At 61.7% G+C, this 24,378-nt stretch carries 22 protein-coding genes, 4 tRNA genes and 1 riboswitch; of the genes, 17 read left to right on the top strand and 9 right to left on the bottom strand.

All coding sequences use genetic code 11. From position 1 onward, the window contains the following. The first annotated feature begins 13 nt into the window (after positions 1-13). From AB9N64_RS08215 to AB9N64_RS08205, 3 genes are read left to right on the top strand one after another with little or no spacing between them, the layout of a single operon-like run. Positions 14-454 carry a TspO/MBR family protein gene (locus AB9N64_RS08215; RefSeq protein WP_014719179.1) on the top strand — a complete coding sequence of 147 codons (441 nt, stop codon included), beginning with the start codon at positions 14-16 and terminating at the stop codon, positions 452-454. Next, the gene (locus AB9N64_RS08210) at positions 454-1,383 is read left to right on the top strand and encodes an alpha/beta hydrolase (protein WP_038450902.1); all 930 of its coding nucleotides are present in this window, start codon (positions 454-456) and stop codon (positions 1,381-1,383) included. The genes AB9N64_RS08215 and AB9N64_RS08210 overlap by 1 nt, the downstream gene beginning before the upstream one ends. Further along, positions 1,373-1,864 (top strand): GNAT family N-acetyltransferase, encoded by a 492-nt coding sequence (locus AB9N64_RS08205; protein WP_020302467.1) that lies wholly within the window; start codon positions 1,373-1,375, stop codon positions 1,862-1,864. The genes AB9N64_RS08210 and AB9N64_RS08205 overlap by 11 nt, the downstream gene beginning before the upstream one ends. A 116-nt stretch (positions 1,865-1,980) precedes the next feature. On the opposite strand, the gene AB9N64_RS08200 is transcribed toward AB9N64_RS08205, so the two are convergent. The 4 genes from AB9N64_RS08200 to AB9N64_RS08185 all read right to left on the bottom strand — a co-directional run bounded on the left by AB9N64_RS08200 (position 1,981) and on the right by AB9N64_RS08185 (position 6,109). Beyond that, on the bottom strand, positions 1,981-2,745 hold the full coding sequence (locus AB9N64_RS08200) for an ABC transporter ATP-binding protein (protein WP_014719176.1): 765 nt from the start codon (positions 2,743-2,745) through the stop codon (positions 1,981-1,983). Next, entirely contained in the window at positions 2,742-3,746 is a 1,005-nt protein-coding gene (locus AB9N64_RS08195; RefSeq protein WP_371360156.1) for a FecCD family ABC transporter permease, read from the bottom strand. The genes AB9N64_RS08200 and AB9N64_RS08195 overlap by 4 nt, the downstream gene beginning before the upstream one ends. Then, positions 3,743-4,753, bottom strand: coding sequence for an ABC transporter substrate-binding protein (locus AB9N64_RS08190; protein ID WP_038450897.1), 1,011 nt, complete (start codon positions 4,751-4,753; stop codon positions 3,743-3,745). The genes AB9N64_RS08195 and AB9N64_RS08190 overlap by 4 nt, the downstream gene beginning before the upstream one ends. 114 nt (positions 4,754-4,867) lie before the next feature. Then, a riboswitch (cobalamin riboswitch) is annotated at positions 4,868-5,061 on the bottom strand. 118 nt (positions 5,062-5,179) lie between these two features. Beyond that, positions 5,180-6,109, bottom strand: a complete 930-nt coding sequence (locus tag AB9N64_RS08185; RefSeq protein ID WP_073842545.1) for a DNA/RNA non-specific endonuclease — start codon at positions 6,107-6,109, stop codon at positions 5,180-5,182. Positions 6,110-6,245: 136 nt separating this feature from the next. Here AB9N64_RS08185 and AB9N64_RS08180 point away from each other — a divergent pair, with 136 nt between their 5' ends. Then, positions 6,246-7,307 (top strand): M4 family metallopeptidase, encoded by a 1,062-nt coding sequence (locus tag AB9N64_RS08180; protein WP_014719172.1) that lies wholly within the window; start codon positions 6,246-6,248, stop codon positions 7,305-7,307. A 29-nt stretch (positions 7,308-7,336) separates the two neighbouring features. Further along, entirely contained in the window at positions 7,337-7,642 is a 306-nt protein-coding gene (locus AB9N64_RS08175; protein ID WP_003192587.1) for a protealysin inhibitor emfourin, read from the top strand. Between the two features lie 14 nt (positions 7,643-7,656). Here the strand turns inward: AB9N64_RS08175 and AB9N64_RS08170 are convergent, their stop codons facing one another. Next, on the bottom strand, positions 7,657-8,778 hold the full coding sequence (locus AB9N64_RS08170) for an NADH:flavin oxidoreductase (RefSeq protein ID WP_014719171.1): 1,122 nt from the start codon (positions 8,776-8,778) through the stop codon (positions 7,657-7,659). A gap of 99 nt (positions 8,779-8,877) precedes the next feature. On the opposite strand from AB9N64_RS08170, the gene AB9N64_RS08165 reads away from it, so the two are divergent. Then, positions 8,878-9,276, top strand: a complete 399-nt coding sequence (locus AB9N64_RS08165) for a helix-turn-helix domain-containing protein (protein WP_019820843.1) — start codon at positions 8,878-8,880, stop codon at positions 9,274-9,276. A gap of 11 nt (positions 9,277-9,287) precedes the next feature. On the opposite strand, the gene AB9N64_RS08160 is transcribed toward AB9N64_RS08165, so the two are convergent. Beyond that, positions 9,288-10,682 (bottom strand): aldehyde dehydrogenase family protein, encoded by a 1,395-nt coding sequence (locus AB9N64_RS08160; protein ID WP_371360155.1) that lies wholly within the window; start codon positions 10,680-10,682, stop codon positions 9,288-9,290. 103 nt (positions 10,683-10,785) lie between these two features. Between AB9N64_RS08160 and AB9N64_RS08155 the strand changes: the two genes are divergently transcribed. Further along, entirely contained in the window at positions 10,786-11,658 is an 873-nt protein-coding gene (locus AB9N64_RS08155; RefSeq protein WP_019820847.1) for a LysR family transcriptional regulator, read from the top strand. Positions 11,659-11,764: 106 nt separating this feature from the next. Here the strand turns inward: AB9N64_RS08155 and AB9N64_RS08150 are convergent, their stop codons facing one another. Both AB9N64_RS08150 and AB9N64_RS08145 read right to left on the bottom strand, forming a co-directional pair. Next, positions 11,765-11,974 carry a hypothetical protein gene (locus tag AB9N64_RS08150; RefSeq protein ID WP_005789784.1) on the bottom strand — a complete coding sequence of 70 codons (210 nt, stop codon included), beginning with the start codon at positions 11,972-11,974 and terminating at the stop codon, positions 11,765-11,767. A gap of 106 nt (positions 11,975-12,080) precedes the next feature. Further along, positions 12,081-13,277, bottom strand: coding sequence for an amino acid aminotransferase (locus AB9N64_RS08145; RefSeq protein ID WP_137270621.1), 1,197 nt, complete (start codon positions 13,275-13,277; stop codon positions 12,081-12,083). A 343-nt stretch (positions 13,278-13,620) separates the two neighbouring features. Here AB9N64_RS08145 and uvrB point away from each other — a divergent pair, with 343 nt between their 5' ends. The 10 genes from uvrB (at position 13,621) to AB9N64_RS08095 (ending at position 21,025) form a co-directional block, all read left to right on the top strand. Beyond that, on the top strand, positions 13,621-15,636 hold the full coding sequence (gene uvrB / locus AB9N64_RS08140) for an excinuclease ABC subunit UvrB (protein WP_003192575.1): 2,016 nt from the start codon (positions 13,621-13,623) through the stop codon (positions 15,634-15,636). Between the two features lie 184 nt (positions 15,637-15,820). Next, positions 15,821-17,302 carry a glutamate--tRNA ligase gene (gene gltX / locus AB9N64_RS08135; protein ID WP_058410039.1) on the top strand — a complete coding sequence of 494 codons (1,482 nt, stop codon included), beginning with the start codon at positions 15,821-15,823 and terminating at the stop codon, positions 17,300-17,302. A gap of 147 nt (positions 17,303-17,449) precedes the next feature. Next, positions 17,450-17,525, top strand: a tRNA-Ala gene (locus AB9N64_RS08130). Positions 17,526-17,604: 79 nt separating this feature from the next. After that, positions 17,605-17,680, top strand: a tRNA-Glu gene (locus AB9N64_RS08125). A gap of 50 nt (positions 17,681-17,730) precedes the next feature. Further along, positions 17,731-17,806 (top strand) — tRNA-Ala (locus AB9N64_RS08120). 81 nt (positions 17,807-17,887) lie between these two features. Further along, positions 17,888-17,963: transfer RNA gene (locus AB9N64_RS08115), tRNA-Glu, on the top strand. 185 nt (positions 17,964-18,148) lie between these two features. Next, positions 18,149-18,688, top strand: a complete 540-nt coding sequence (locus AB9N64_RS08110; protein ID WP_014719166.1) for a TetR/AcrR family transcriptional regulator — start codon at positions 18,149-18,151, stop codon at positions 18,686-18,688. A 15-nt stretch (positions 18,689-18,703) separates the two neighbouring features. Further along, positions 18,704-19,537 (top strand): alpha/beta fold hydrolase, encoded by an 834-nt coding sequence (locus AB9N64_RS08105; RefSeq protein ID WP_371360154.1) that lies wholly within the window; start codon positions 18,704-18,706, stop codon positions 19,535-19,537. A gap of 38 nt (positions 19,538-19,575) precedes the next feature. Continuing rightward, positions 19,576-20,010, top strand: coding sequence for a thioesterase family protein (locus AB9N64_RS08100; RefSeq protein ID WP_020300953.1), 435 nt, complete (start codon positions 19,576-19,578; stop codon positions 20,008-20,010). Positions 20,011-20,065: 55 nt separating this feature from the next. Beyond that, positions 20,066-21,025: a tRNA-dihydrouridine synthase gene (locus AB9N64_RS08095; RefSeq protein ID WP_014719164.1), complete on the top strand. Its 960-nt coding sequence runs from the start codon at positions 20,066-20,068 to the stop codon at positions 21,023-21,025. Positions 21,026-21,034: 9 nt separating this feature from the next. Here AB9N64_RS08095 and AB9N64_RS08090 read toward each other — a convergent pair whose 3' ends face one another. Then, the gene (locus AB9N64_RS08090) at positions 21,035-24,313 is read right to left on the bottom strand and encodes an EAL domain-containing protein (protein ID WP_014719163.1); all 3,279 of its coding nucleotides are present in this window, start codon (positions 24,311-24,313) and stop codon (positions 21,035-21,037) included. Between the last annotated feature and the right edge of the window lie 65 nt (positions 24,314-24,378).

Here is a 24,378-nt window from a genome sequence, read left to right as displayed (position 1 = left end):
TCAAGGACCGATCATGACCTTTTTCATCTTCCTGCTTGCCTGCGCCGCCGCCGCCAGCACTGGCGTGATCTTCAAACCCGGCGCCTGGTACGAATCCCTGGTCAAGCCCAGTTTCACCCCACCCAATTGGCTGTTCCCAGTGGCCTGGACGATCATCTACCTGCTGCTGGCCTGGGCCGGTTACCGCTTGACCCTGATCCCCGGCAGCGAAATGGTGTTGGCCCTGTGGGCGGCGCAAATTGCGTTGAACACCCTGTGGACGCCGGTGTTCTTTGGTGCCCATCGGTTGTTCGCCGGGATGGTGATTATCGTGCTCTTGTGGCTCACCGTGGCAGCGATGGTGCTGCTGGCCGTGCGCCTGGATTTGATTACCGGCCTGATCCTGTTTCCGTATCTGGTGTGGCTGTGCGTGGCCGCGGCGTTGAACTTCTCGATCCTGCGTAATAACCGCTGATGGCCTACCAGCATTGGCCTGCCAGCGAGCCCGAACTGGCCCAGATGCGCCGCTTCAATCGCAAACTGGCGTGGATGCCGCGCTTCAAGGTCCGCAACCGCGTGATGCCGCGTCTGATCCAGGCGCTGTTGCGTGCCAGCCAGACCTTCAAGAAGGCGCCCCTGGCGGAACGCAAAATGCTCGGGGCGATCCCCTTGCGCATCCTGCGGCCCGCTGGCCCGCCCAAAGGCGTGGTGCTGGATATCCACGGCGGTGGCTGGGTGATCGGCAATGCGCAAATGGATGACGGCCTTAACCTCGGCATGGTGAATGCGTGCGACGTGGCGGTAGTGTCGGTGGATTACCGACTGGCGGTGGATACGCCAATTGAAGGGCTGTTGGATGACTGCCTGACGGCTGCGCGCTGGCTTTTGGCGGACTGCCCGGAGTTTGCCGGCCTGCCGGTGTTTTTTGTCGGTGAATCGGCCGGCGGGCACCTGGCGGCGGCCACTTTGTTGGCGCTCAAGCAATGGCCCGAGTTGCTCCAGCGGGTGAGCGGCGCGGTGTTGTATTACGGCGTCTACGATTTGACCGGCACGCCCAGTGTGCGCACGGCCGGGCCGGACACCTTGTTGCTGGACGGGCCGGGCATGGTCCAGGCGCTGCGCCTGCTGACGCCGGGGATCAGCGACGAGACGCGCCGTCAGCCACCGTTGTCGCCCTTGTATGGGGACTTTGAAGGGCTGCCGCCCGCGTTGATGTTTGTGGGTGAACTGGACCCGCTCAAGGATGACACTCTGCTGATTGCCGAGCGATGGCCAACGGTGGAGGCTCATTTGCTGCCAGAAGCGGCCCACGGGTTTATTCACTTTCCGGTGGCGATGGCCGATCGCGTGTTGGCTTACGCTCGCCAGTGGATAACGAGCCGCATCCTTGGCGATGAGCGTTAGTATCGAGGCGGTGCAGGCCGCTGACATTCCCCAGGTGCTGAGCTTCGCTTTGCTGGCGCGGGATGAACTGTTTCCCACGCTCAGTGCCACCGGCGTCCCCCACGATCTGGCGCAGTTTGAAGCGATCTACCTTGAGGGGGGCGGGCGGTTTTTGATTGCTCGTGCCGAAGGCCGGATCGTTGCCGCGGTGGCTTATCGGCCCTACGACGGCCGCTTCCCGCAGTTGAACTACCAGGGGCGCAAGACGGTGGAAGTCGTGCGCCTGTATGTGCTCCCGGCAGCGCGACGCTTGGGCCTGGCGGGCCGGTTATACCGCTCGCTGGAGGCGCTGGCGCGGGCCGATGGCGTAGAGATGATGTACTTGCATACCCATCCGTTTCTGCCCGGTGCGATTGATTTCTGGCGCAGGCAGGGGTTTGAGGTGGTGGATGTCGAGGCCGACCCGATCTGGCAAACCACCCACATGCATCGGCCTCTGTAGAACCAATGTGGGAGGGGGCTTGCCGACACTCCCTCATCGGGGGCAAGCCCCTCCCACATTTGGACCACAGTTGGCCGTCAGACCGTCACCAGAGCAAGCTGCCCCAACCTACGGATTCAGTTGGAGCGCAGGCGCAGGATTTGCGCGCCGTCGAACGGGTCCGTCAGGTAATGCCCCTGCACGCCGAAGGTCTCCTGCAAGCGCTGTGGCGTCAGCACTTGCAGCGGCGCGCCCAGCGCCACCAGTTGCCCGCGATCCAGCACGGCCAGGCGATCACAGGTCAACGCCTGGTTCAAATCATGCAGCGCAATCAAGGTGGTCACTGGCAAGCCTTGCACGCCTTTGAGGATCGCCAGTTGATGTTGGATATCCAGGTGATTGGTCGGCTCATCCAGCAATAAAATCTGCGGGCGTTGCGCCAGGGCGCGGGCGATGTGCACGCGCTGGCGTTCGCCCCCCGAGAGGCTGCGCCAGGCGCGTTGGCTCAGGTGGGTGGCGTCTACGTCATGCAGGGCCTGGTGCACGATGGCGTCGTCTTCACGCGACCAGGGGCTCAATGCCGACAGCCATGGCGTGCGACCCAGGGCCACGGCGTCGAACACGCGGATGGCGTCGTCGGTGTCGGCCTGTTGCTCCACAACCGCCAATTGCTGCGCGATGGTGCGGCGCGACAACTCACCGAGCCGCTTGCCACCCAGGCGAACTTCGCCGCTGGCCGGCACACGCAAACCAGCCAGCAATTTGAGCAGGGTGGATTTGCCTGAACCATTGGGCCCGACGATACCGAGGGTTTCACCCAACTGCACGTCCAGGTCAATGTCACGCAGCAACTGCGCGTCACGCACTTTGAAGCCCAGGCCGCGGCAACTGAGCACGCTCATCGCGCATTCCTCCGGCCAATCAGGATCAGCGCAAACACCGGCGCGCCTACCAATGCGGTCACCACCCCCACCGGAATCACCTGGCCCTTGATCAAGGTGCGCGACAGCACGTCTGCAGCGATCAGAAACAGCGCGCCCCCCAAGGCGCTGGCCGGCAGCAAGCGCGAATGCCCGGTGCCAAGCAACAGGCGCACCGCATGGGGAATCACCAAGCCGACAAACCCGATGGAGCCGACGATGGACACCATCACCGCCGTCACCAGCGCGGCGCAGGCCACCAGCACAAATTGCACGCGGCGCACCGGGATGCCGAGGGAGGCCGCCGAGTCGCTGCCGAAGGTGAACGCATCCAGTGCCCGCCGGTGCCACAGGCACACCGCGAGCCCCACGACCGCCACCGGCACCGCCAACCACACCGACGGCCAGCGTACGCCGCTGAGGTTGCCCAGCAGCCAGAACATAATGCCGCGGGCTTGTTCGGAGCTGGCCGACTTGGTGATCAGGAACGCGGTCAGGGCATTGAACAACTGTGAACCGGCGATGCCCGCGAGGATGATCTGCCCGGTACCGCTGGACGATCCGCTGGCCCGCGCCAGCAGCGTCACCAGCGCAAAGGCCGCCATCGCCCCCACAAACGCGCCCGCCGACAACGACACCAGGCCACCGCCCACGCCGATCAAGGCCACGAGCACCGCGCCGGTTGACGCGCCGGCGCTGATGCCCAGCAGGTACGGGTCGGCCAGCGGGTTACGCAGCAGCGATTGCAGGATCACCCCGCACGTTGCCAACCCTCCGCCGCAAGCTGCGGCCAGCAATGCACGGGTGAGGCGGTAGTTCCACACCACGCCTTCGTCGATGGGGTCCAGTACGTAGCCGGCGCCCCAGAGTTTATTGGCGAGCACCTGCAGCACCACCTGCGGTTCGATAGCGGTTTCACCGATGGCGACGCCAGCGAGCAGGGCGAGCAGCAGCAACGCCAGGGCGAGTAGGGTGCGCATCATTGGCCCAGGTGGTAGCCGTCAATGGCGGCCGCCAGTTGTTCAAGGCCTTCGAAGGTGCGCAGGCTCGCCTGCAAGGCCAGAGCGTCGAGGATGATGATGCGGTTGTTCTTCACCGCGTCCATGTTGCGGGTCACGGGGTCGCTGCGCAGGAAGGCGAGTTTCTTTTCATGGTCGTCGGCCGGGTAGCGACGGCGATCCATGCGTGCGATCACCAGGAAGGTGGGATTGGCCTTGGCGATGGTTTCCCAGCCGACGGCGGGCCACTCCTCATCGGACTGCACCACGTTACGCAGGCCAAGGGCTTGCAGCATGAATTGCGGCACGCCTTTGTGGCCGGCTACGTAAGGGTCGCTGGCCATTTCGGCGCTGGAGAACCACACCAGTGCACTGGCTTGCTGCAAGCCCTTGCCTTGGGCCGTGGCGACGGATTTGGCCAGGCGCGCCTTGAGTTCGTCGGTCAGTTGTTGGCCGCGATCCTGCACGTCGAAAATCTGCGCCAGTTGCTGGAGGCTCTGGTAGATCGTCTCGATGCGAAAGGGCTCCAATCGCGTGCCATCGGCGCCCACCAGGTTGTCCTTGCCTTCGCAGTCGGACGGCAACAGGTAGGTGGGGATCTTCAGTTCATGAAACTGCTCACGGGTGCCGACCACGCCTTGGGGGCCCACCACCCATTCCAGCTCGGCGGCCACCAGTTGCGGGCGCTTGGCGAGTACGGCTTCAAAGCTGGGCTCGTTGTTGGCCAGGCGCTCGATGTGATCGTCCTGGGCCTTGTACTGCGCCGCCACGTTGTTGAACCACAGCGAAGTGCCGACCACCTTGTCGCCCACACCCAGGGCGTAGAGCATCTCGGTGGCGGCCTGGCCGATGGTCACGCTGCGGGCGGGGGCGTGCTGGAAGGTCAGGGTGCTGCCGCAGTTTTGCAGGGTCAGCGGGTACTGAGTGGGCGCGGCTTGCGCCAGGGCACACACACTCAAACCTGCGATCAGGGCGGTAACGCGTGGCAGCATGAGGCGATCTCCTTGTGAACCGTAGGTGCAGCAGGGGAGGTACGGCTCGGAAATACGCCCATGGGCGCTGCTGATACGCAGGGCCAGGATGTCCTTCCCGGACACCCCGCCGGTTAGTGAATTAGCTGGGCCGGCAGGTCTCCTGACTGATGCGTCGTCGCCATGCCCCGCCTTCCCGGACGTGGTCCAGTGGCATTCAAGGGCAGGCTCGGCATCTACAGTTGCGGGGGCAGTTTCGGTTCACGCCGCGTGCGGCGTTTCGAATTCCCTGTTAGTCCCATACGGGAACCGGCGGCCGTATGGTAAGCGATCATCCCTGTAGGAGCGAGCTTGCTCGCGAAGGTCGTCAACGATAACGCTGGGCACCTGATGCCCCGCGGCGCTTTCCTGGTCTTCGCGAGCAAGCTCGCTGCTACAAAAGAAGCGTCAGAGCCGAATATCCTGGGGGCCGCGGATCAGCGCTTCGATCCGGGTGCCTGTGGCGCGCTCTTCGTTGCTGAAGCCGTCGTAGTCGGCCAGGTTGGCGAAGCGGATGCCGGTCAATTGTTCGATCGCAATCACACTGCGCTGGTAGGTTCGCAGCGGGCCGAATACCAGGTCGAGTTGGCCCAGTTCGCGGCTCTGGTCAATCATGTAGGCGCTGGCGGACGGCTTGCCCTCGTCGCTGAGGTAGGCCACCACTTTCCAGAACGCCTTGGGGATTTTCACGCCACGGTAAAGTCGGTCGTCATCGGCGAACACTGGTCCGGTAAATACCGTGGCCCGGGCTTTCCAGCGCTGGGTGTTGTCGAGGATGTAGTCTTCGAGTTCCAGCCACGTCTTCTGGTTGAAGCCGCTCATCTGTGGCGAGCAGTTGGTGAAGTGAAAGGTGTCGAAGTTGGCGGTGGTCGCCTCGTCGCCCCAATTGGGATCCTGGCGCCGTACCAGGTGGCCGCGGTCCAGGCCATTGCCGGCATAGAGCTCTTCACCTACCTGCGCCTCCAGGGGTAGGCGACCATCGTAGGCCCAGGTGTCGTTGCTGCGGGTGATGTCTACATGCTTGGCGCCGTCGATATTCACCCCCACGTACAGCGCCAGTCGTCGAGAGCGCGACAGGGTGATGGAGAAATGCGTGTAGTCCAGACGCTTGGGTTGCACGTCGCCTGCCAGTGGCTGGTCAACCGTGGGCCATGGCACCACGAAGTCGCTGAGGAAGTCGTCGGCATAGCCCGCGCGGTTTTTGAGGTCCTTGGCTGCTGTGACACGCGGCGTCGCGGCTCTGGCTTCCAGCAGGCTGGGGCTGGCTGCGACCAATGGGCGCAGGTCGGCGAGCCTTGGGCGATGGGAAAGGTCGATGTTAGCTGTGCGGGCAGGCATGGGCATGTTCCTTATGGGCCTCGGATAAACACCACTGAAACACAAACTCATGACAATTTGGCCCAGGTGGCGAACTCAGGACTATCCTGAAAACCGTTACCCGGACGTTCATCACACGCCAAAAAGGAGCCAGCTCATGTGTGTTCGCCAACTGCGCAACCCGATTTTTTGCCTGATCCCGCCGTACATGCTCGACCAGATCGCCCGCCACGGGGATAAAGCCCAACGGGAGGTCGCATTACGCACGCGCGCCAAGGACAGCACGTTCCGCTCGTTGCGTATGGTCGCGGTACCCGCCAAGGGCCCGGCCCGCATGGCACTGGCCGTGGGCGCCGAGAAGCAACGCTCGATCTACAGTGCCGAAAACACCGACAGCCTGCCCGGCAAGCTGATTCGCGGCGAAGGGCAGCCCGCCAGTGGCGATGCCGCAGTAGACGAAGCCTATGACGGCCTGGGCGCAACCTTCGATTTTTTCGACCAGGTCTTCGACCGCAACTCCATCGACGATGCGGGCATGGCGCTGGACGCCACGGTGCACTTCGGCCAGGACTACAACAATGCGTTCTGGAATTCGACCCAGATGGTGTTCGGCGATGGCGACCAGCAGCTGTTCAACCGCTTCACCGTGGCACTCGACGTCATTGGCCATGAGTTGGCCCATGGCGTGACCGAGGATGAAGCCAAGCTGATGTATTTTAATCAATCCGGTGCGCTGAACGAGTCGCTGTCGGATGTGTTTGGTTCGCTGATCAAGCAGTACGCGCTGAAGCAAAAGGCCGAGGACGCCGACTGGTTGATCGGCAAGGGGCTGTTTACCAAAAAGATCAAAGGCACCGCTCTGCGTTCGATGAAAGCGCCGGGCACCGCGTTTGATGACAAGCTGCTGGGCAAAGACCCGCAGCCTGGGCACATGGATGATTTTGTGCACACTTACGAGGACAATGGTGGGGTGCATATCAATTCCGGCATTCCCAACCACGCGTTCTATCAGGTGGCCACCCGGATTGGCGGGTTCGCCTGGGAGCGTGCCGGGCGTATCTGGTATGACGCACTGCGCGATTCGCGGTTGCGGCCCAATTCCGGCTTTTTGCGTTTTGCACGTATCACGCACGATATTGCCGGCCAGCTTTATGGTGTGAACAAAGCTGAGCAAAAGGCAGTCAAGGAAGGCTGGAAAGCGGTGGGCATAAACGTTTGACGAAGCCGCCTGAGCGGCGAGGAAAAACCATGCGAATTTCAATCAAGGAAAGCGGCGGACCGGCGTTTTTTCCGGGGTTGGCCAAGCCGCGCACGGTAGAGTTGGACGCGCTGCCCGAGCCTGATCAGCAGGAGTTGCGGCAACTGATTGAAGCGTCGGGTTTTTTCCAGTTGCCGCAAAGCACCGATCCCGAGCCTGGCAACCCAGGCCGGGTGCATTACACCCTGACAGTTGCGGAAGGCAAGCGCGAGCACACGGTCTGTGTGCTCGCGCCGGTGAATCCCCCGGCACTGGACGGGTTGGTGCAGTGCGTGCGACGGCATAGTCGGGGCTGACTTGGGCCTATTGGCTAGATGAGCTCAGCAAGATCCGATGGGCTGAAGGCTTTCAGGCTGGAGGTCTCTCCCGTGCGAATTTTGCTGGCCCACTGTGGGTCGCTCAGTAATGCGCGGCCAACGGCGATGAGGTCAAATTCTTCGCGTTCAAGCCTGTGCACTAGATTATCCAGGCTGGCGGGTTGAGAGCTTTCGCCTCCGAAGGCGGCAAGAAAGTCCCCGGACAGGCCGACCGAGCCCACGCTGATGGTCGCCGCGCCGGTGAGTTTCTTGGCCCAGCCGGCGAAGTTCAGCCCCTGCTCGCCATCCAGTTCGGGAAATTCGGCTTCCCAGAAACGCCGTTGTGAGCAATGCAGGATATCGACACCCGCTTCCACCAACGGCACCAGCCAGTCCGACATGGCGTTCGGCGTGGTCACCAGGCGCGCGCTGTAATCCTGCTGCTTCCACTGGCTCACCCGCAATATCACGGGGAACGCCGGGCCTACTGCTGCACGTATCGCCTTGACCACCTCTGCGGCGAAACGCGAGCGCTCCTTGATGGATGCGCCATTGAACTGGTCGGGACGCTGATTGGTGCCTTCCCAGAAGAACTGATCGAGTAAGTAACCGTGTGCACCGTGTATTTCAACGGTATCAAACCCTAACCGTTTGGAGTCGGCAGCCGCCTTGGCGTAAGCCGCAATCGTATCGGCGATGGCTTCATCACTCATCGCGTCACCGCGTGGCGTACTGGGTGCGGCGAGGCCGGAAGGGCCTTCGATACCTGTCTCGGGCGCCCAGTCGTTGAAGGGATTGCCCACCGATCCGACATGCCAGATTTGCGGCCCCATTTTGCCGCCTGCCGCATGCACGCCGTCGATGACCTGTTTCCAGCCCGCCAATGCCCGGTCGCCATGGAACAGCGGGACGCCGGGGTCGTTACGTGCGCCGGGGCGATCAATGGCGGTGCCTTCTGAGAGAATCAGCCCGACGTCGTGTTCGGCACGTCGGCGATAATAGGCGGCGACGTTTTCTTCTGGTACACCGGTGGGGGAAAACGAACGGGTCATGGGTGCCATGACGATGCGATTTTTCAGGGCCAGGGATTTCAGCGCAAATGGCTGAAACAAAGCATCCAGATTCGTAACACTCATTGCCAGAGACTCCATTTGAAATGAGTCTTGATAGTATATTGTGTATACCTAATATCAATTAGGCACTTTAAAGCTATCAGGTATCCCAGAGGAAACCACATGCTCGATCATGACCCGGCGCTGACTCAAGACGGTACCGTGAAGGTATTCAAAGCCGATTGCTCCAGCCGATTATTGCTTGATCAGATCACCGACAAGTGGTCGGTGCTGATACTGGGCTCTTTGTGCGAAAAACCGTTGCGCTTCAATGAAATCAGGCGTCGCCTGGACGGCATCACGCAAAAAGCTCTGACCCAGAGCCTGCGCCGTCTTGAGCGCAGTGGCATTCTGGCGCGCCGGGTCATCGCGTCTTCGCAGGTGGCGGTGGAGTACAGCATTACGCCGCTGGGGGGGACGCTGGAAGAGCCGTTCAAGGCGCTTTACGCCTGGACGCTCAGCCATTCGGAAGCGGTGCTGCAGGCGCAGGCGGCGTTCGATGCGCGCACCGACGATGCCTAGCCGTTGCAGCTTTACTTGCGATCCAGCCACACCGTCTGCGCATTGCAGAACTCGCGTACGCCGAAGTGCGACAGCTCGCGGCCGAACCCGCTCTTCTTCACGCCGCCAAACGCCACCCGCGGGTCTGAGACGCTGAACGCGTTGACAAAGACCCCGCCGGTTTCCAACTGATCGGCAATAGCCCGCGCCTTTGCCGAGTCGCTGGTGAAGATGCTCGCGGTCAGGCCAAACTCGCTGTCATTGGCCAGCGCCACGGCGTGCTCGGCGTCGCGGGCGGTGATGATCGAGGCTACTGGGCCGAACAGTTCCTGTTTGAACGACGTCATTTGGTCGGTGACGTCAGCCAGGACGGTCGGTTCGTAGTAATTGCCCGCGCCCGCGACTTTATGGCCACCCAGCAGCAGCGCGGCGCCTTCTTCCAGGGTCGCCTGGACCTGGCCGTGCAGTTCGTCACGCAGATCAAAACGCGCCATGGGGCCGATATAGGTGCTGTAGGAGGTGGGCTCGCCCATCACCAGGGCGCGGCTGGCTTCTAGGAATTTGGCGGTGAAGGCTTCAACCACGCCCGCTTCGATGATCAAGCGCTTGGCGGCGGCGCAGACTTGGCCGCTGTTCTGGAAGCGGCCGATGACAGCGGCTTGTACGGCGGCGTCGAGGTCAGCGTCGTTGAGCACGATAAAGGGGTCGGAGCCGCCCAGTTCCAGCACGCATTTCTTCAACGCGGCCCCGGCCTGTGAGCCGATGGCGATGCCGGCGCGCACGCTGCCGGTGAGCGTCACGGCGGCGATGCGTGGGTCGGCGATGGCGGTGGACACGCCGTCCTGGGTTACGTTGATGACTTCAAACACGCCTTCGGCAAAACCGGCTTTGCGCAACGCTTGCTGGATCAGGTAGGCGCTGCCCATTACGTTGGGCGCATGTTTGAGCACGTAGGTGTTGCCGGCAAGCAGGGTCGGCACCGCGCCGCGCAGCACTTGCCATACCGGGAAGTTCCACGGCATTACCGCGAGGATCGGGCCCAGTGGGCGGTATTCAATCCGGGCGCTACCGTTGTCCACCAGGGTGGGCTCCGGGGCGAGCATGGCCGGGCCGTGGGCGGCGTACCATTCGCTCAGTTGGGCGCACTTTTCGATTTCGGCACGGGCCTGGGCGATGGGTTTGCCCATTTCCAGGGTGATCATTTGCGCCATGTCTTCAGCTTGCTCACGCAGGGCGGCAGCCAGGGCCAGCAGGTATTCGGCGCGCTGGCTCACAGGCGTGCGGCGCCAGGTGCGGAAGGCATCGGTCGAGCGGGCGAGGGCGGCGTTCAGCTGTTCTGCGCTTTCGTAGGGGTAGCTGCCGACTGTTTCGCCGCTGGCGGGGTTGATCGACAGGGCGTGGGTCTGGTGGGAGATAGCATTGTTCATGGCACCGTCCGGCTGAATGAGTGGAATGGGGCCAGCGTACGGGGCTGTATGTTTTCTGGAAACTGAATAATATTAAGCAATACGTTCATGAATGGAGAATGATTTGGATCTGGTGCAGCTGGAAATCTTCAAGGCCGTTGCCGAGCAAGGCAGCATCAGCGCCGCCGCGCAGTTGATTCATCGCGTGCCATCGAACCTCACCACGCGCATCAAACAACTGGAGCAGGACCTGGGCGTGGAGTTGTTTATCCGCGAGAAAAGCCGCCTGCGCCTGTCGCCGGCCGGGTGGAATTTCCTTGGCTATACGCGGCGCATTCTCGACCTTGTGCAAGAAGCCCGTGCGACGGTGGCGGGGGAGGAGCCCCAAGGCGCCTTTGCCCTGGGCTCGCTGGAGAGCACGGCGGCCGTGCGTATACCTGCGTTACTGGCGGCGTATAACCAGCAATACACCAAGGTCGAGCTAGACCTGAGCACGGGGCCCTCGGGCACCATGATCGAAGGTGTGCTGTCGGGCCGGCTGACGGCGGCCTTTGTCGATGGGCCGGTGCTGCATTCCACGCTAGAGGGTGTGGCGGTGTTCGAGGAAGAGATGGTGGTGATTGCGCCACTGCATCACGCGCCGATCACCCGCGGCCAGGATGTGAATGGCGAGAACATCTATACGTTTCGCTCCAACTGCTCTTACCGGCATCACTTCGAACGCTGGTTCTCACAGGATGGCGCGGTGCCGGGCAGGATCTTCGAGATCGAGTCGTACCACGGCATGTTGGCCTGTGTCAGCGCCGGGGCCGGGCTGGCGCTGATGCCACGCAGCATGCTGGAGAGTATGCCGGGGTGTGCGGCGGTGAGTGTGTGGCCGCTGCCCGACACATTCCGTATCTTGAATACCTGGCTGATCTGGCGGCGGGGCACGGTGTCACAAAGCTTGAACAGCTTCGTAAAACTGCTGGAAGAACGCAATCTGCCAGCATCCTAGATCAAATGTGGGAGCTGGCTTGCCTGCGATAGCGGTGTGTCAGTTAATGAATCTTTAACTGAACCGCCTCTATCGCAGGCAAGCCAGCTCCCACAGGTGTCGTACATCAGCCGCCGAACTGCAGGGTGCCCATGGCCAGTTTGGCCATGATTGCCGTCGCGCCCAGTTGTACCAGCCATAACGCCAACCCACCGAGGAATACTCCCAGCGCAACCTGCAACACCAGGCTCTTCTGGCGCTTGGCTTGCGGTGCGCGTGGGGCGTAGTCGTGCAGTTCGTCGCGGTCGGCGCGCAGGTCCAGGTCATCGTTTCTCATTAGGGTTCTCGCAGCAAAGAGGCAGTCGGCGTTCAGTCTAGTGTGTTCGCCAATAAAAAGGGGGAAGCCAGTGGCTTCCCCCTTCGTCTTACGTTTGCCGGCTTGCTTACAGCACCTCGACAATCGCCTTGGTCACGGCACCAATGTTCGATTGGTTCAGCGCCGCTACGCAGATACGGCCGGTATCCAGTGCGTAGATACCAAACTCGCTGCGCAGACGGGTGACTTGCTCAACGCTCAAACCGGAGTAGGAGAACATCCCGCGCTGGCGGCCAACGAAGCTGAAGTCGTGACCTGGCGCGGCCTTGGCCAGTTCGGCGACCATCTGCTCGCGCATACCGCGGATGCGCAGGCGCATCTCGGCCAGTTCGGCTTCCCACTGGGCACGCAGCTCAGGGTTGTTCAACACTGCGGCAACGATGGCTGCGCCGTGGGTGGGCGGGTTGGAGTAGTTGGTGCGGATCACACGCTTGACCTGGGACAGGATGCGCGCGCTTTCTTCCTTGGACTCGCTGACGATCGACAGCGCGCCTACGCGTTCGCCATACAAGGAGAACGACTTGGAGAACGAGCTGGACACAAAGAAGGTCAAGCCTGATTCCGCGAACAAGCGCACCGCGGCGGCGTCTTCGTGGATGCCGTCGCCGAAGCCCTGGTAGGCCATGTCGAGGAACGGCACCAGGTTCTTGGCCTTGACCACGTCCAGCACGTTTTGCCAGTCGGCCGGGCTGAGGTCGACGCCGGTCGGGTTATGGCAGCAGGCGTGCAGCACCACGATGGACTGTGGCGGCAGGGCGTTGAGGTCTTCGAGCAGGCCGGCACGGTTCACGTCGTGGGTGGCGGCGTCGTAGTAGCGGTAGGTCTGCACCGGGAAACCGGCTTTTTCAAACAGCGCCTGGTGGTTTTCCCAACTTGGGTCGCTGATGGCGACGACGGCGTTGGGCAGCAGTTGCTTGAGGAAGTCGGCGCCGATTTTCAGCGCGCCAGTGCCGCCCACGGCCTGGGCGGTAATCACACGGCCTGCGCTCAACAGTGGCGACTCAGCGCCAAACAGCAGCTTTTGCACGGCCTGGTCGTACGCCACGATGCCGTCGATTGGCAAGTAGCCTCGGGCGGCATGTTGCGCCACACGAATGGCTTCCGCTTCGGCAACGGCACGCAAGAGTGGAATCTTCCCCTCCTCGTTGCAGTAAACGCCCACGCCAAGGTTCACCTTGGTGGTTCGTGTGTCGGCGTTGAATGCTTCGTTGAGGCCCAGGATTGGATCGCGTGGTGCCATTTCGACAGCGGAGAACAGGCTCATTTTTGCGGCAGCTCTATGGGGGGTAGGAGGGACGTGTCGCGCTCCAGCCGAATGCACTAGAGCGGTGCACAAACGGGGAGCTAGTATAGAGGCCATCACGGCTGAGAGCGACAACGGAAACGGCTTTTCGGCCAAGTTTTTCGGTTTATTTGCTGACCGTTAGTCTTATTGCAACATTGACGATAAAGGTCGTGTAGGAAGACGGCCTTGAAACCCGTCACATTCGACACCACTTCTACAGCTATCATGGTTTTTTCCTGCAACCTGCGATGACTATTCGCGGGTTGCTGAGCTATTTCGTCCCTGGCGGTGTCGAGTCTGGGGTGACTTCACGAGGTACGTTATGTCGGATTTCCAGCTCGTTACCCGTTTTGAACCCGCCGGCGATCAACCGGAAGCCATTCGTCAGATGGTCGAAGGCATCGAGGCCGGCCTGGCGCACCAGACGCTGCTTGGGGTGACCGGTTCCGGCAAGACCTTCAGCATCGCCAACGTGATCGCCCAGACCAATCGCCCGACCCTGGTGCTGGCGCCGAACAAAACCCTGGCGGCGCAGCTCTATGGCGAGTTCAAGGCGTTCTTCCCGAACAACGCGGTGGAGTATTTCGTTTCCTACTACGACTACTACCAGCCCGAAGCCTATGTGCCGTCGTCCGATACCTTTATCGAGAAGGATGCGTCGATCAACGACCACATCGAGCAGATGCGCCTGTCGGCCACCAAGGCACTGCTGGAGCGCAAAGACGCGATCATCGTCACCACGGTGTCGTGCATCTACGGCTTGGGCAGCCCGGAAACCTATCTGAAGATGGTGCTGCACGTCGACCGTGGTGACAAACTCGACCAGCGCGAATTGCTGCGGCGCCTGGCGAGCCTGCAGTACACCCGTAACGACATGGATTTTGCCCGCGCCACCTTCCGGGTGCGCGGCGATGTGATCGACATCTACCCGGCGGAATCCGACCTGGAAGCGATTCGCATCGAGCTGTTCGATGATGAGGTCGAAAGCCTGTCAGCCTTCGACCCGTTGACCGGTGAAGTGATCCGCAAGCTGCCACGCTTCACCTTCTACCCCAAAAGCCATTACGTGACCCCACGCGAAACCTTGATGGGCGCCATCGAGGGCATCAAGGTCGAGCTGGCCGAGCGCCTGGAATACTTGCGCTCCAACAATAAGCTGGTGGAAGCCCAGCGCCTGGAGCAGCGCACTCGCTTCGACCTGGAGATGATCCTGGAACTGGGTTACTGCAACGGCATCGAAAACTACTCGCGTTACCTGTCGGGCCGTGACTCCGGGGCGCCGCCACCGACGCTCTATGACTACCTGCCGCCGGACGCCTTGCTGGTGATCGACGAATCCCACGTCAGCGTGCCGCAGGTGGGCGCCATGTATAAGGGCGACCGTTCGCGCAAGGAAACCCTGGTGGAATATGGTTTCCGCCTGCCGTCGGCGCTGGACAACCGGCCGATGCGCTTTGACGAGTGGGAAGCCATCAGCCCGCAGACCATCTTCGTCTCCGCTACGCCCGGCAACTATGAAGCCGAGCACGCGGGCCGCGTCATCGAGCAACTGGTACGTCCCACTGGCCTGGTGGACCCGGAAATCGAAATCCGCCCCGCGCTGACCCAGGTCGACGACTTGCTCTCGGAAATCAACAAGCGCGTGGCCCTGGAAGAGCGGGTGCTGGTCACCACTCTGACCAAGCGCATGTCCGAAGACTTGACTGATTACCTGGCCGACCACGGCGTGCGCGTGCGTTACCTGCACTCGGACATCGACACTGTGGAACGCGTGGAAATCATCCGCGACCTGCGCCTGGGCACCTTTGATGTGCTGGTGGGGATCAACCTGCTGCGCGAAGGCCTGGACATGCCGGAAGTGTCGCTGGTGGCGATCCTGGATGCGGACAAGGAGGGCTTCCTGCGCTCCGAACGCTCGCTGATCCAGACCATCGGCCGAGCGGCGCGTAACCTCAATGGGCGGGCGATCCTGTATGCGGACCGCATCACCGGTTCCATGGAGCGTGCGATTGGCGAGACCCAGCGTCGTCGCGACAAGCAGATCGCGTTCAACCTGGAACACGGCATCACCCCCAAGGGCGTGTTCAAGGACGTTGCCGACATCATGGAAGGCGCCACCGTGCCAGGCTCGCGCAGCAAGAAGCGCAAGGGCATGGCCAAGGCTGCCGAGGAAAGTGCCAAGTACGAGAACGAACTGCGCTCGCCGAGTGAGATCACCAAGCGGATTCGGCAGTTGGAAGAAAAAATGTACCAGCTGGCGCGGGATCTGGAGTTTGAAGCGGCGGCGCAGACGCGTGATGAGATTGGCAAGTTGCGTGAGCGTCTGTTGGCTGTTTGATTTGCGTAGATTGGGCTGGCTTCATCGCGGCCAAGCCCGGCTCCCACATTGATCTGTGAACACGGTCAATGTGGGAGCTGGCTTGCCTGCGATGGCCGCGCCTCGGTTTTCCAGAAATCACCCAGGCTGTTACCATTCGCCCCTTGTTTCAATTTTCAGTTATATCGCCCATTCGAGACCTGCCATGACCACCGTCCGCACGCGCATTGCGCCATCGCCTACTGGGGATCCCCACGTCGGTACTGCTTACATCGCCCTGTTCAACTACTGCTTTGCCAAGCAGCATGGCGGTGAGTTCATCCTGCGGATCGAAGACACCGATCAACTGCGCTCCACCCGTGAGTCCGAACAGCAGATTTTCGATGCCCTGCGCTGGTTGGGCATTACCTGGGCTGAAGGCCCGGACGTGGGCGGCCCTCACGGTCCGTATCGCCAGAGCGAGCGCAGCGACATCTACAAGCAGTACACCCAGCAACTGGTCGATATGGGCCATGCCTTCCCGTGCTTCTGCACCGCCGAAGAACTGGACCAGATGCGCGCCGAGCAACAGGCCCGTGGCGAAACCCCGCGCTACGATGGCCGTGCGCTGCTGTTGTCCAAGGAAGAAGTGGCTGCGCGCCTGGCCGCCGGTGAGCCTCACGTCATTCGTATGAAAGTGCCAAGCGAAGGCGTATGCGTGGTGCCGGACATGCTGCGCGGTGACGTCGAAATCCCGTGGGACCGCATGGACATGCAGGTGCTGATGAAGACCGACGGCTTGCCGACGTACTTCCTGGCCAACGTGGTCGATGACCATCTGATGGGCATCACCCATGTGCTGCGCGGCGAAGAGTGGCTGCCATCGGCGCCGAAACTGATCCTGCTGTACGAATACTTCGGCTGGGAGCAACCGCAGCTGTGCTACATGCCGCTGCTGCGTAACCCGGACAAGAGCAAGCTGTCCAAGCGTAAGAACCCGACGTCGGTGACGTTCTACGAGCGCATGGGCTTTATGCCTGAGGCGATGCTCAACTACCTGGGTCGCATGGGCTGGTCTATGCCGGACGAGCGCGAGAAGTTCTCGCTGCAGGAAATGGTCGACAACTTCGACCTGTCCCGCGTCTCCCTCGGTGGGCCGATCTTCGATATCGAGAAGCTGTCGTGGCTCAATGGTCAGTGGCTGCGTGACTTGCCCGTGGAGGAGTTTGCCTCCCGTGTGCAGCAGTGGGCATTGAACCCCGAGTACATGATGAAAGTTGCGCCGTTGGTGCAGGGCAGGGTAGAGACGTTCAGCCAGGTCGCACCCTTGGCCAGTTTCTTCTTTGCTGGTGGCGTGAATCCCGATCCCAAGCTGTTCGAGTCCAAGAAGCTTTCCGGTGATCAGGTGCGCCAGCTGATGCAGTTGATCCTGTGGAAGCTTGAAAGCCTGCGTCAGTGGGAGAAGGATGCGATCACCGCGACCATCCAGGCGGTGGTGGAATCCCTGGAGCTGAAACTGCGCGATGCCATGCCGCTGATGTTTGCCGCAATCACCGGGCAGGCCAGTTCGGTGTCGGTGCTTGATGCGATGGAAATTCTCGGCCCGGACTTGACTCGTTTCCGTCTACGCCAAGCCCTTGATTTGCTTGGGGGTGTATCGAAGAAAGAAAACAAGGAATGGGAAAAGCTGCTGGGCGCTATCGTTTAAGCAGGCCGCTTAGGGCACGAAACCCCGGTTTTTCGGGGTTTCGTCGGTAAGTGATTGTTATCCCGGCAAAAAATTTTGGAAATTGTTGAAAATAAATTTGACACGTTTCCAAACCGCCATTAAGATTCGCCCCGTCCTCACCGATGAGGGGCTATAGCTCAGCTGGGAGAGCGCTTGCATGGCATGCAAGAGGTCAACGGTTCGATCCCGTTTAGCTCCACCAATTTACAGGTTCAAGGTTCCGGCCACACCGTCCTTGAATTGATCAGGTCTCAGCTCTGATCAGATGTACAGAAGGTTTTGTCCCCTTCGTCTAGTGGCCTAGGACACCGCCCTTTCACGGCGGTAACAGGGGTTCGAGTCCCCTAGGGGACGCCAGTTTCAACAAGCAGCTCGAAAGGTCTGCTGCGTCGCGAGACGAAAAATCCGGGGCTATAGCTCAGCTGGGAGAGCGCTTGCATGGCATGCAAGAGGTCAACGGTTCGATCCCGTTTAGCTCCACCAATTTTACAGGTTCAAGGTTCCGGCCACACCGTCCTTGAATCGATCAGTTCTCAGCGCTGATCAGTTGTATAGAAGGTTTGTGTCCCCTTCGTCTAGTGGCCTAGGACACCGCCCTTTCACGGCGGTAACAGGGGTTCGAGTCCCCTAGGGGACGCCACGATTACCCGCTCTGCGGGATTTTTAAGGGTCATTCAATTATTGAATGGCCCTTTTGTTTGTCTGGCGTTTGGCCAATTCCCTCCTTTATTACCCATTTTTCTGTTCTGACCGGCGGTCGTGCTTGTCGCTTGCCAAATATTATTATGGTAATAATATTAAACCCCATGAGAGACGGAGGCTTCGATGAGCGATAAAAAAGCGCAAACCCGCGAACGTATTTTGCAGGCTGCCAGCGCGGCGTTGATCCAGCGTGGCCCGGCTGAGCCCAGTGTGGGCGAGGTGATGGGGGCGGCTGGGCTGACGGTAGGAGGCTTCTACGCGCATTTTGAAAGCAAAGACGCACTGATGCTGGAAGCGTTCAACCAGTTGTTGGCGCAGCGCCGCGCCTCCATCGATGACTTGGATGACCAGCTGACCGGCGAAGAGCGTCGCACGTTGGTCGCCGCGTTTTATCTGTCACGCAAGCACCGCGACTCCACGACCCAGGCCTGCCCGTTGCCCGCGACGGTGGGGGAGATGGGGCGCTTGCCGGATGCTTTTCGCGAGGTCTTGAACGAGCACGTCGAGTTGATGGCTGCGCAACTGGCCGGCAGCCCTGAAGAGATCGACAAAGCCCTGGCGGACATGGCCTTGATGGTCGGGGGGCTGACCCTGGCGCGGGCGCTGGGGCCGGGCGAGTTATCGGATCGGGTGATACGTGCGGCCAAGTCGGCGGTACGCTGAAAAAGGGGACGCGAGATGGGCGCATTGACCTGGGTTCGTGGTTTCAATGGCACGGTGGGGCGCCTTGCGCCGCATGCGGTCGCCAGCAAGATGCGTCGCACCTTCATGACCCCGCGCGATCTGCCGCCGCGTGACTGGGAGCTGCCGCTGCTGGCCCAATCGGAGCGCATTACCCTGCGTTTCGGTCTGTCGGCGTTGCGATGGGGGCATGGCCCGGCGGTGCTGCTGATGCATGGCTGGGAAGGCCGGCCGACTCAATTCGCCAGCTTGATCACGGCGTTGGTCGACAACGGCTATTCGGTGATAGCCCTGGACGGTCCCGCTCACGGCCGGTCGCCAGGGCGTGAAGCCCATGTACTGCTGTTTGCCCGCGCCATGCTTGAGGCGGCGGCCGAGCTGCCGCCGCTGTATGCGGTGGTCGGCCATTCCATGGGCGGCGCCAGTGCGATGTTGGCGGTGCAGTTGGGGTTGCGTACGCAGGCATTGGTCAGCATTGCCGCACCGTCGCGCTTTCTGGATGTGCTACGCAGGTTCACCCGCATGGTCGGCTTGCCGCCACGGGCGCGCTCAGCCTTTATCCAAGAGGTGGAGTTGAGCATGGGCATGGCGCTCAAGCATTTGGACGTGGCCCACTACCAACTGAACATTCCCGGCCTGATCGTCCACGCCGAAGACGACACCTTTGTTCCGGTCAGGGCGGCTCAAGCCATTCACGAAGCCTGGTTCGACAGCCGCCTGCTGCGCTTGGAGCAGGGCGGCCACCAGAAAGTGCTCGCCGACCCGCAGGTCATCGATGCTGTGCTCGCCCTATTGGCCGGCTGCCGTCTACAGGAGCGCCAGATCGCCTGATACACTGCCCCGCCGACATCAATCGACTGGAGCAAGGCATGGGCTGGGATTTGGCAACGCCGTTCATCATCGATCTGCAGGTTGCGGCTGAGGACATCGACGGCCTGGGGCACGCCAATAATGCGGTGTACGTCTCATGGCTGGAGCGTTGTGCCTGGCGCCATTCCCAGCGCCTGGGGCTGGACCTCACCGAATACCGCCGCCTCGACCGCGCCATGGCCGTGGTACGCCATGAGATCGACTACCTGGCGGCAGGCTATGAGGGCGATGAGTTACAACTGGCCACCTGGATCGTCGACTGGGACCAGCGCCTGAAGATGACCCGCCGTTTCCAACTGGTACGCCCCCGTGACGGCGCGACCCTGCTGCGCGCGCAAACAACCTTCGTATGTATTGAGTTGTCCAGCGGCAAGCCCAAGCGCATGCCCGCCGAGTTTATTGAAGGTTACGGCCCCGCCCTGACAGGGGGTTAACGGTTGCCGCGGGAAACCCAGTAAACTGCGCCACGATTTTTGTTGAGTGTTTTCCATGCAAATTGCTTTGGCGCCCATGGAGGGGTTGGTCGACAACATCCTGCGGGACGTGTTGACCCACGTGGGCGGTATCGACTGGTGCGTGACCGAGTTCATCCGGGTCAACGACCGCCTGCTCACGCCTGCCTATTTCCACAAGCTCGCGCCTGAACTGCTGCACGGTGCCCACACGGCGGCGGGTGTGCCGTTGCGGGTGCAGTTGCTCGGTTCCGACCCAGTGTGCCTGGCGGAAAATGCCGCCCTGGCCTGTGAATTGGGCTCTGAAGTGATCGACCTGAACTTCGGGTGTCCGGCCAAGACCGTGAATAAATCCCGAGGTGGCGCGGTGCTGCTCAAGGAGCCGGAGCTGCTCAACCAGATCGTCGAGCACGTGCGCCGCGCCGTACCCGCCCATATTCCCGTGACCGCCAAGATGCGCCTGGGCTTCGACAGCCCGGATGGCGCGCTGGTGTGCGCCACGGCCCTGGCCGAGGGCGGCGCTGCGCATATCGTGGTGCATGCACGCACCAAGGCCGATGGCTACAAGCCGCCGGCTCATTGGGAGTGGATCCCGCGGGTGCAGGACGTGGTCAAGGTGCCGGTGTTTGCCAATGGCGATATCTGGAGCGTCGAAGACTGGAAACGCTGCCGCGAAATCAGCGGCGCCGAAGACATCATGCTGGGCCGTGGCCTGGTGGCGCGGCCCGATCTGGCGCGGCAGATTGTGGCGGCCAAGGCCGGCGAAGAGGTGGTCGAGATGACCTGGGCGCAGATGCAGCCGATGCTTCAGGAGTTCTGGCGTCAGTCGGTGGCGCAACTGACGGAGAAGCAGGCGCCCGGCCGCTTGAAACAATGGCTGGCGATGCTCACGCGCAACTACCCGCAAGCGGTGGAGTTGTTCACGGCCCTACGCCGGGAGACGGACTTGAACCAAGTCAGCCGCCTGCTGGGTATGCCGCATCCAACAGCCGTTTAACCGGCAGCCTTACTCCAGCAGTTGCCTGAACCCCTCGATCGGCAACGGTCGGCTGTGCAAATAGCCCTGGAATAAATGGCAGCCGAGCTTTTGCAGGAACGCCAGTTGCTCCAGGGTTTCCACCCCCTCGGCGATGACTTCCAGGTTCAGGCTGCGCGCCATGGCCACAATGGCGCGGATGATTTCTGCATCATTGGGGTCGTGGGTCGCATCGCGCACGAACGACTGATCGATCTTCAGCGCATCCACCGGCAAGCGCTTGAGGTAGGTCAAGGATGAGTAGCCGGTGCCGAAATCATCCATTGCAAAGCTCACGCCGAGTTTTTTCAGGCGACGCATCTTCACCACGGTATCGTCCAGGTTCTGGATCACGATGCCTTCGGTGATTTCCAGTTTCAGCAGGCTGAACGGCAGGCCGTGTTGCTTGAGGCTGTGCTCCACCCGTTCCACGAAGTCGTTCTGGCGAAACTGCCGGGGGCTGATATTCACGCACAGGCTGAAATTGAGCGGGTCTACCAGGCCATCGGCAATCAACTGGGCAAAGGCGCCGCAGGCTTCATCGAGAATCCAGGTGCCGACCTCCAGGATCAGGCCGCTGTCTTCCAATACCTTGATAAATTCCGCCGGTGACTGCGCGCCCAATTGTGGGTGCTGCCAGCGCACCAGGGCCTCGGCGCCGACTATCCGGTTGCCGCGCGCATCCACCTGGGGCTGGTAATGCACGCTGAATTCGCCGCGTGACAAGGCCAGGCGCAAGTCAGTCTCCATGCGCAGGCGTTCGCTAGCGGTTCTTTGCATGCTGTTGTGGAACATCTGCGTGGTGTTGCGCCCGGAGTCCTTGGCGCGGTACAGGGCGATGTCGGCGCGCTTGAGCAAATCGGCGGGTGTGGTGCCGTGGTCGGGGATCAGTGCCACGCCAATGCTGGGTGTGACCTGCAGCCGATGACCGTCGAGAAACATCGGCTCCGAGAGCAATTCGCGCAGGGTATCGGCCAGCGCTTGCACTTGGCTGCTGACCGTCTGGCGGGTGCCCTCCAGGCCGCTGAGCAATACCACAAACTCATCGCCGCCCAAGCGCGCCACGGTGTCCTCCATGCGCACGCTGGCTTCCAGGCGCGCGGTGACGATTTTCAACACGGTATCGCCAACGGGGTGGCCGAGGGAGTCGTTGATGTGCTTGAAGTGGTCCAAGTCCAGAAACAGCAGGGCGCCGCGCAGGTTGTGGCGCTTGAGCAGGGCGATCTGCTGGCTCAGGCGGTCCATCAGCAGTGCGCGGTTCGGCAGGTTGGTCAGCGGGTCGTGATAGGCCAGGTGCCGGATTTGTGCCTGGGCGTTCTTCAATAGGCTCACATCCCGTGCGGTCAGCAGCAGGCAGGGGGTTTCATTCAAGGTGATCGGCTCCACCGAGACCTCCACCGCCAGTACCTCGCCACGCTTGTTGCGCCAGAGCATTTCCAGGTGGTGAATGCGCCCCTTGATCTGCAACTCGGCCAACAGTGCGGCGCGTTGGTTTTCGTCGGCCCAGATGCCGATCTGGTACAGGGTCAGGCCGATGGCCTCTTCGGTGCGGTAACCGGTCAGGCGGCAAAAGCCATCGTTGACCTCCACATAGCGGCCGGTGTCGCGCTCGGTGATGGAAATCGCATCGGGGCTGGAGTGGAACGCCTTGGCGAACTTCTCTTCACTGGCCTTGAGTGCGGCTTCCGAGCGTTGCTGTTGGGTAATATCGCGCAGCGTGGTGACGATGCACGGCTGGTCGCTGACCTTGATTAAACGGCTGGAAATCATGCAAGTCAGGCTTTGGCCGTCCTTGTGATGCACCACGATGGCCACATTGCTCAGGGCCTGCTCGCGAATCACCTGCTCGATGCGTTGCAGGCGCTTGCTGGAGTCGTCCCACAGGCCGATTTGTTCGGCGCTTTTGTCGAGTACTTCGGCGGCTGTAAAGCCAAACGTCTGGGTAAACGCCGGGTTGATCTCGATGAACGCGCCGCTGTCCAGGCAGGTGACGCAGATCGGGTCGGGGCTGGCCTGGAACAGGCTGGCGAACTTTTCCTCCGAGGCGGTCAGCCGTTGCTCGCGCTCGACCTGGTCGGTGATATCCAGCAAGGTGCCGGCCATGCGCAGGGGCTTGCCTGACTCATCGCGATACAGGCGTGCGCGACTCTCCAGGTAACGCGGGCTGCCGTCTTCCATTTGCACGCGGTAGGTCAACTGATAGTTGCCGTCCGGGCCTTCGCGCAAACTGCGGTACGCATGGCGCATACCCTCGCGGTCTTCATCGGACATGCCCTCAAAAAACGCATCGAAGGATTCATGGAACGGCGCGGGTTCCAGCCCGTGCAACTGGGCGGCACGCGCCGAGCCGTAGAGCATGCCGCTGGGGATGTGCCAATCCCAGGTGCCCAGTTGCGCGGAATCCAGAGCCAGGTCCAGGCGCTCCTGGCTGTCCTTGAGTGCTTGCTCGGCGTTTTTACGTTCGGTGGTGTCCAGGAACGTGCTGATCAGGTACGCCTCGCCGTCCAGTTCGACCTTTTGTGCGCTGAGGGTGCCGTCATGGATCTGGCCGTTGCTGGCGCAGAACTGCACTTCCATGGTGATGGGTTCGCCTTTGCGCTGGGTGGCCTTGACCAGCAGCGCCCGCTGTTCCGGATGGCGCCACAGGCCCAGTTCCAGGGTGGTGCGGCCGATGGCATCGGCCACTGGCCAGCCGAACAGCATCTCGAAATACTGGTTGGCTTCGCTGATCAAGCCGTCGGCCTGGCGCGTCAGCAGCACCATGTTCGGGCACAGGTGGAAGAGTGTGGCGAAGCGCTTTTCCGAATGGCTGAGGGCATGTTCACGGTCGCGTTGGTGGGTGATCTCGCGGATCACCCCGATCATGCGTCGCCGTCCGGCTTTGTCGGGGGCCAGGTTGCCGCTGATTTCCAGCCAGTGCAGGCTGCCATCGGGCCATTGGATGCGGTGGTGCATGGCGCGGTCGAAGGGCTCTCCGGCGAGCACCGCATGAAAGCCGCGCACCACCCGCGCGCTGTCTTGCGGGGCCAGCAGGTCGAGGTAGTCCAGGTCCTTGGGCAGAGGCTGGCGCGGGTCAAAGCCGAATAGCGCCTGGGTGCCCCGTGACCAACTGATTCTTCCTGTGTCGATTTCCCAGCACCAGGCACCCAGCCGCGCGGCATTGAGGGCCGCCAGCAGCTGCGGGGCACTGTCCCAGCTTTGTTCCGCCGCTTGAGGGTCCAGGGCGTAGATGCGGGGCAGGGGTGGAATCGGGTCAAGGGGGTTGCGCATTATCAAAGGGCCTTGGCTCATTGAGAAAACCGCGCGGTTTGACCCAAACCCTTGGCCCGCACGGT

Source organism: Pseudomonas sp. KT_2_4 (genome assembly GCF_041410225.1).
Lineage (GTDB): Bacteria > Pseudomonadota > Gammaproteobacteria > Pseudomonadales > Pseudomonadaceae > Aquipseudomonas > Aquipseudomonas paracarnis.
The sequence above is the reverse complement of the archived record's forward strand: the minus strand, read 5'-3'. Positions and strand labels throughout refer to the sequence as shown.

Bases quoted from the DNA above. Each gene is read 5' to 3' on its own strand.
- AB9N64_RS08215 (WP_014719179.1), top strand. From the start codon at position 14: ATGACCTTTTTCATCTTCCTGCTTGCCTGCGCCGCCGCCGCCAGCACT.
- AB9N64_RS08210 (WP_038450902.1), top strand. From the start codon at position 454: ATGGCCTACCAGCATTGGCCTGCCAGCGAGCCCGAACTGGCCCAGATG.
- AB9N64_RS08205 (WP_020302467.1), top strand. From the start codon at position 1,373: ATGAGCGTTAGTATCGAGGCGGTGCAGGCCGCTGACATTCCCCAGGTG.
- AB9N64_RS08200 (WP_014719176.1), bottom strand. From the start codon at position 2,745: ATGAGCGTGCTCAGTTGCCGCGGCCTGGGCTTCAAAGTGCGTGACGCG.
- AB9N64_RS08195 (WP_371360156.1), bottom strand. From the start codon at position 3,746: ATGATGCGCACCCTACTCGCCCTGGCGTTGCTGCTGCTCGCCCTGCTC.
- AB9N64_RS08190 (WP_038450897.1), bottom strand. From the start codon at position 4,753: ATGCTGCCACGCGTTACCGCCCTGATCGCAGGTTTGAGTGTGTGTGCC.
- AB9N64_RS08185 (WP_073842545.1), bottom strand. From the start codon at position 6,109: ATGCCTGCCCGCACAGCTAACATCGACCTTTCCCATCGCCCAAGGCTC.
- AB9N64_RS08180 (WP_014719172.1), top strand. From the start codon at position 6,246: ATGTGTGTTCGCCAACTGCGCAACCCGATTTTTTGCCTGATCCCGCCG.
- AB9N64_RS08175 (WP_003192587.1), top strand. From the start codon at position 7,337: ATGCGAATTTCAATCAAGGAAAGCGGCGGACCGGCGTTTTTTCCGGGG.
- AB9N64_RS08170 (WP_014719171.1), bottom strand. From the start codon at position 8,778: ATGAGTGTTACGAATCTGGATGCTTTGTTTCAGCCATTTGCGCTGAAA.
- AB9N64_RS08165 (WP_019820843.1), top strand. From the start codon at position 8,878: ATGCTCGATCATGACCCGGCGCTGACTCAAGACGGTACCGTGAAGGTA.
- AB9N64_RS08160 (WP_371360155.1), bottom strand. From the start codon at position 10,682: ATGAACAATGCTATCTCCCACCAGACCCACGCCCTGTCGATCAACCCC.
- AB9N64_RS08150 (WP_005789784.1), bottom strand. From the start codon at position 11,974: ATGAGAAACGATGACCTGGACCTGCGCGCCGACCGCGACGAACTGCAC.
- AB9N64_RS08145 (WP_137270621.1), bottom strand. From the start codon at position 13,277: ATGAGCCTGTTCTCCGCTGTCGAAATGGCACCACGCGATCCAATCCTG.
- uvrB (WP_003192575.1), top strand. From the start codon at position 13,621: ATGTCGGATTTCCAGCTCGTTACCCGTTTTGAACCCGCCGGCGATCAA.
- gltX (WP_058410039.1), top strand. From the start codon at position 15,821: ATGACCACCGTCCGCACGCGCATTGCGCCATCGCCTACTGGGGATCCC.
- AB9N64_RS08110 (WP_014719166.1), top strand. From the start codon at position 18,149: ATGAGCGATAAAAAAGCGCAAACCCGCGAACGTATTTTGCAGGCTGCC.
- AB9N64_RS08105 (WP_371360154.1), top strand. From the start codon at position 18,704: ATGGGCGCATTGACCTGGGTTCGTGGTTTCAATGGCACGGTGGGGCGC.
- AB9N64_RS08100 (WP_020300953.1), top strand. From the start codon at position 19,576: ATGGGCTGGGATTTGGCAACGCCGTTCATCATCGATCTGCAGGTTGCG.
- AB9N64_RS08095 (WP_014719164.1), top strand. From the start codon at position 20,066: ATGCAAATTGCTTTGGCGCCCATGGAGGGGTTGGTCGACAACATCCTG.
- AB9N64_RS08090 (WP_014719163.1), bottom strand. From the start codon at position 24,313: ATGCGCAACCCCCTTGACCCGATTCCACCCCTGCCCCGCATCTACGCC.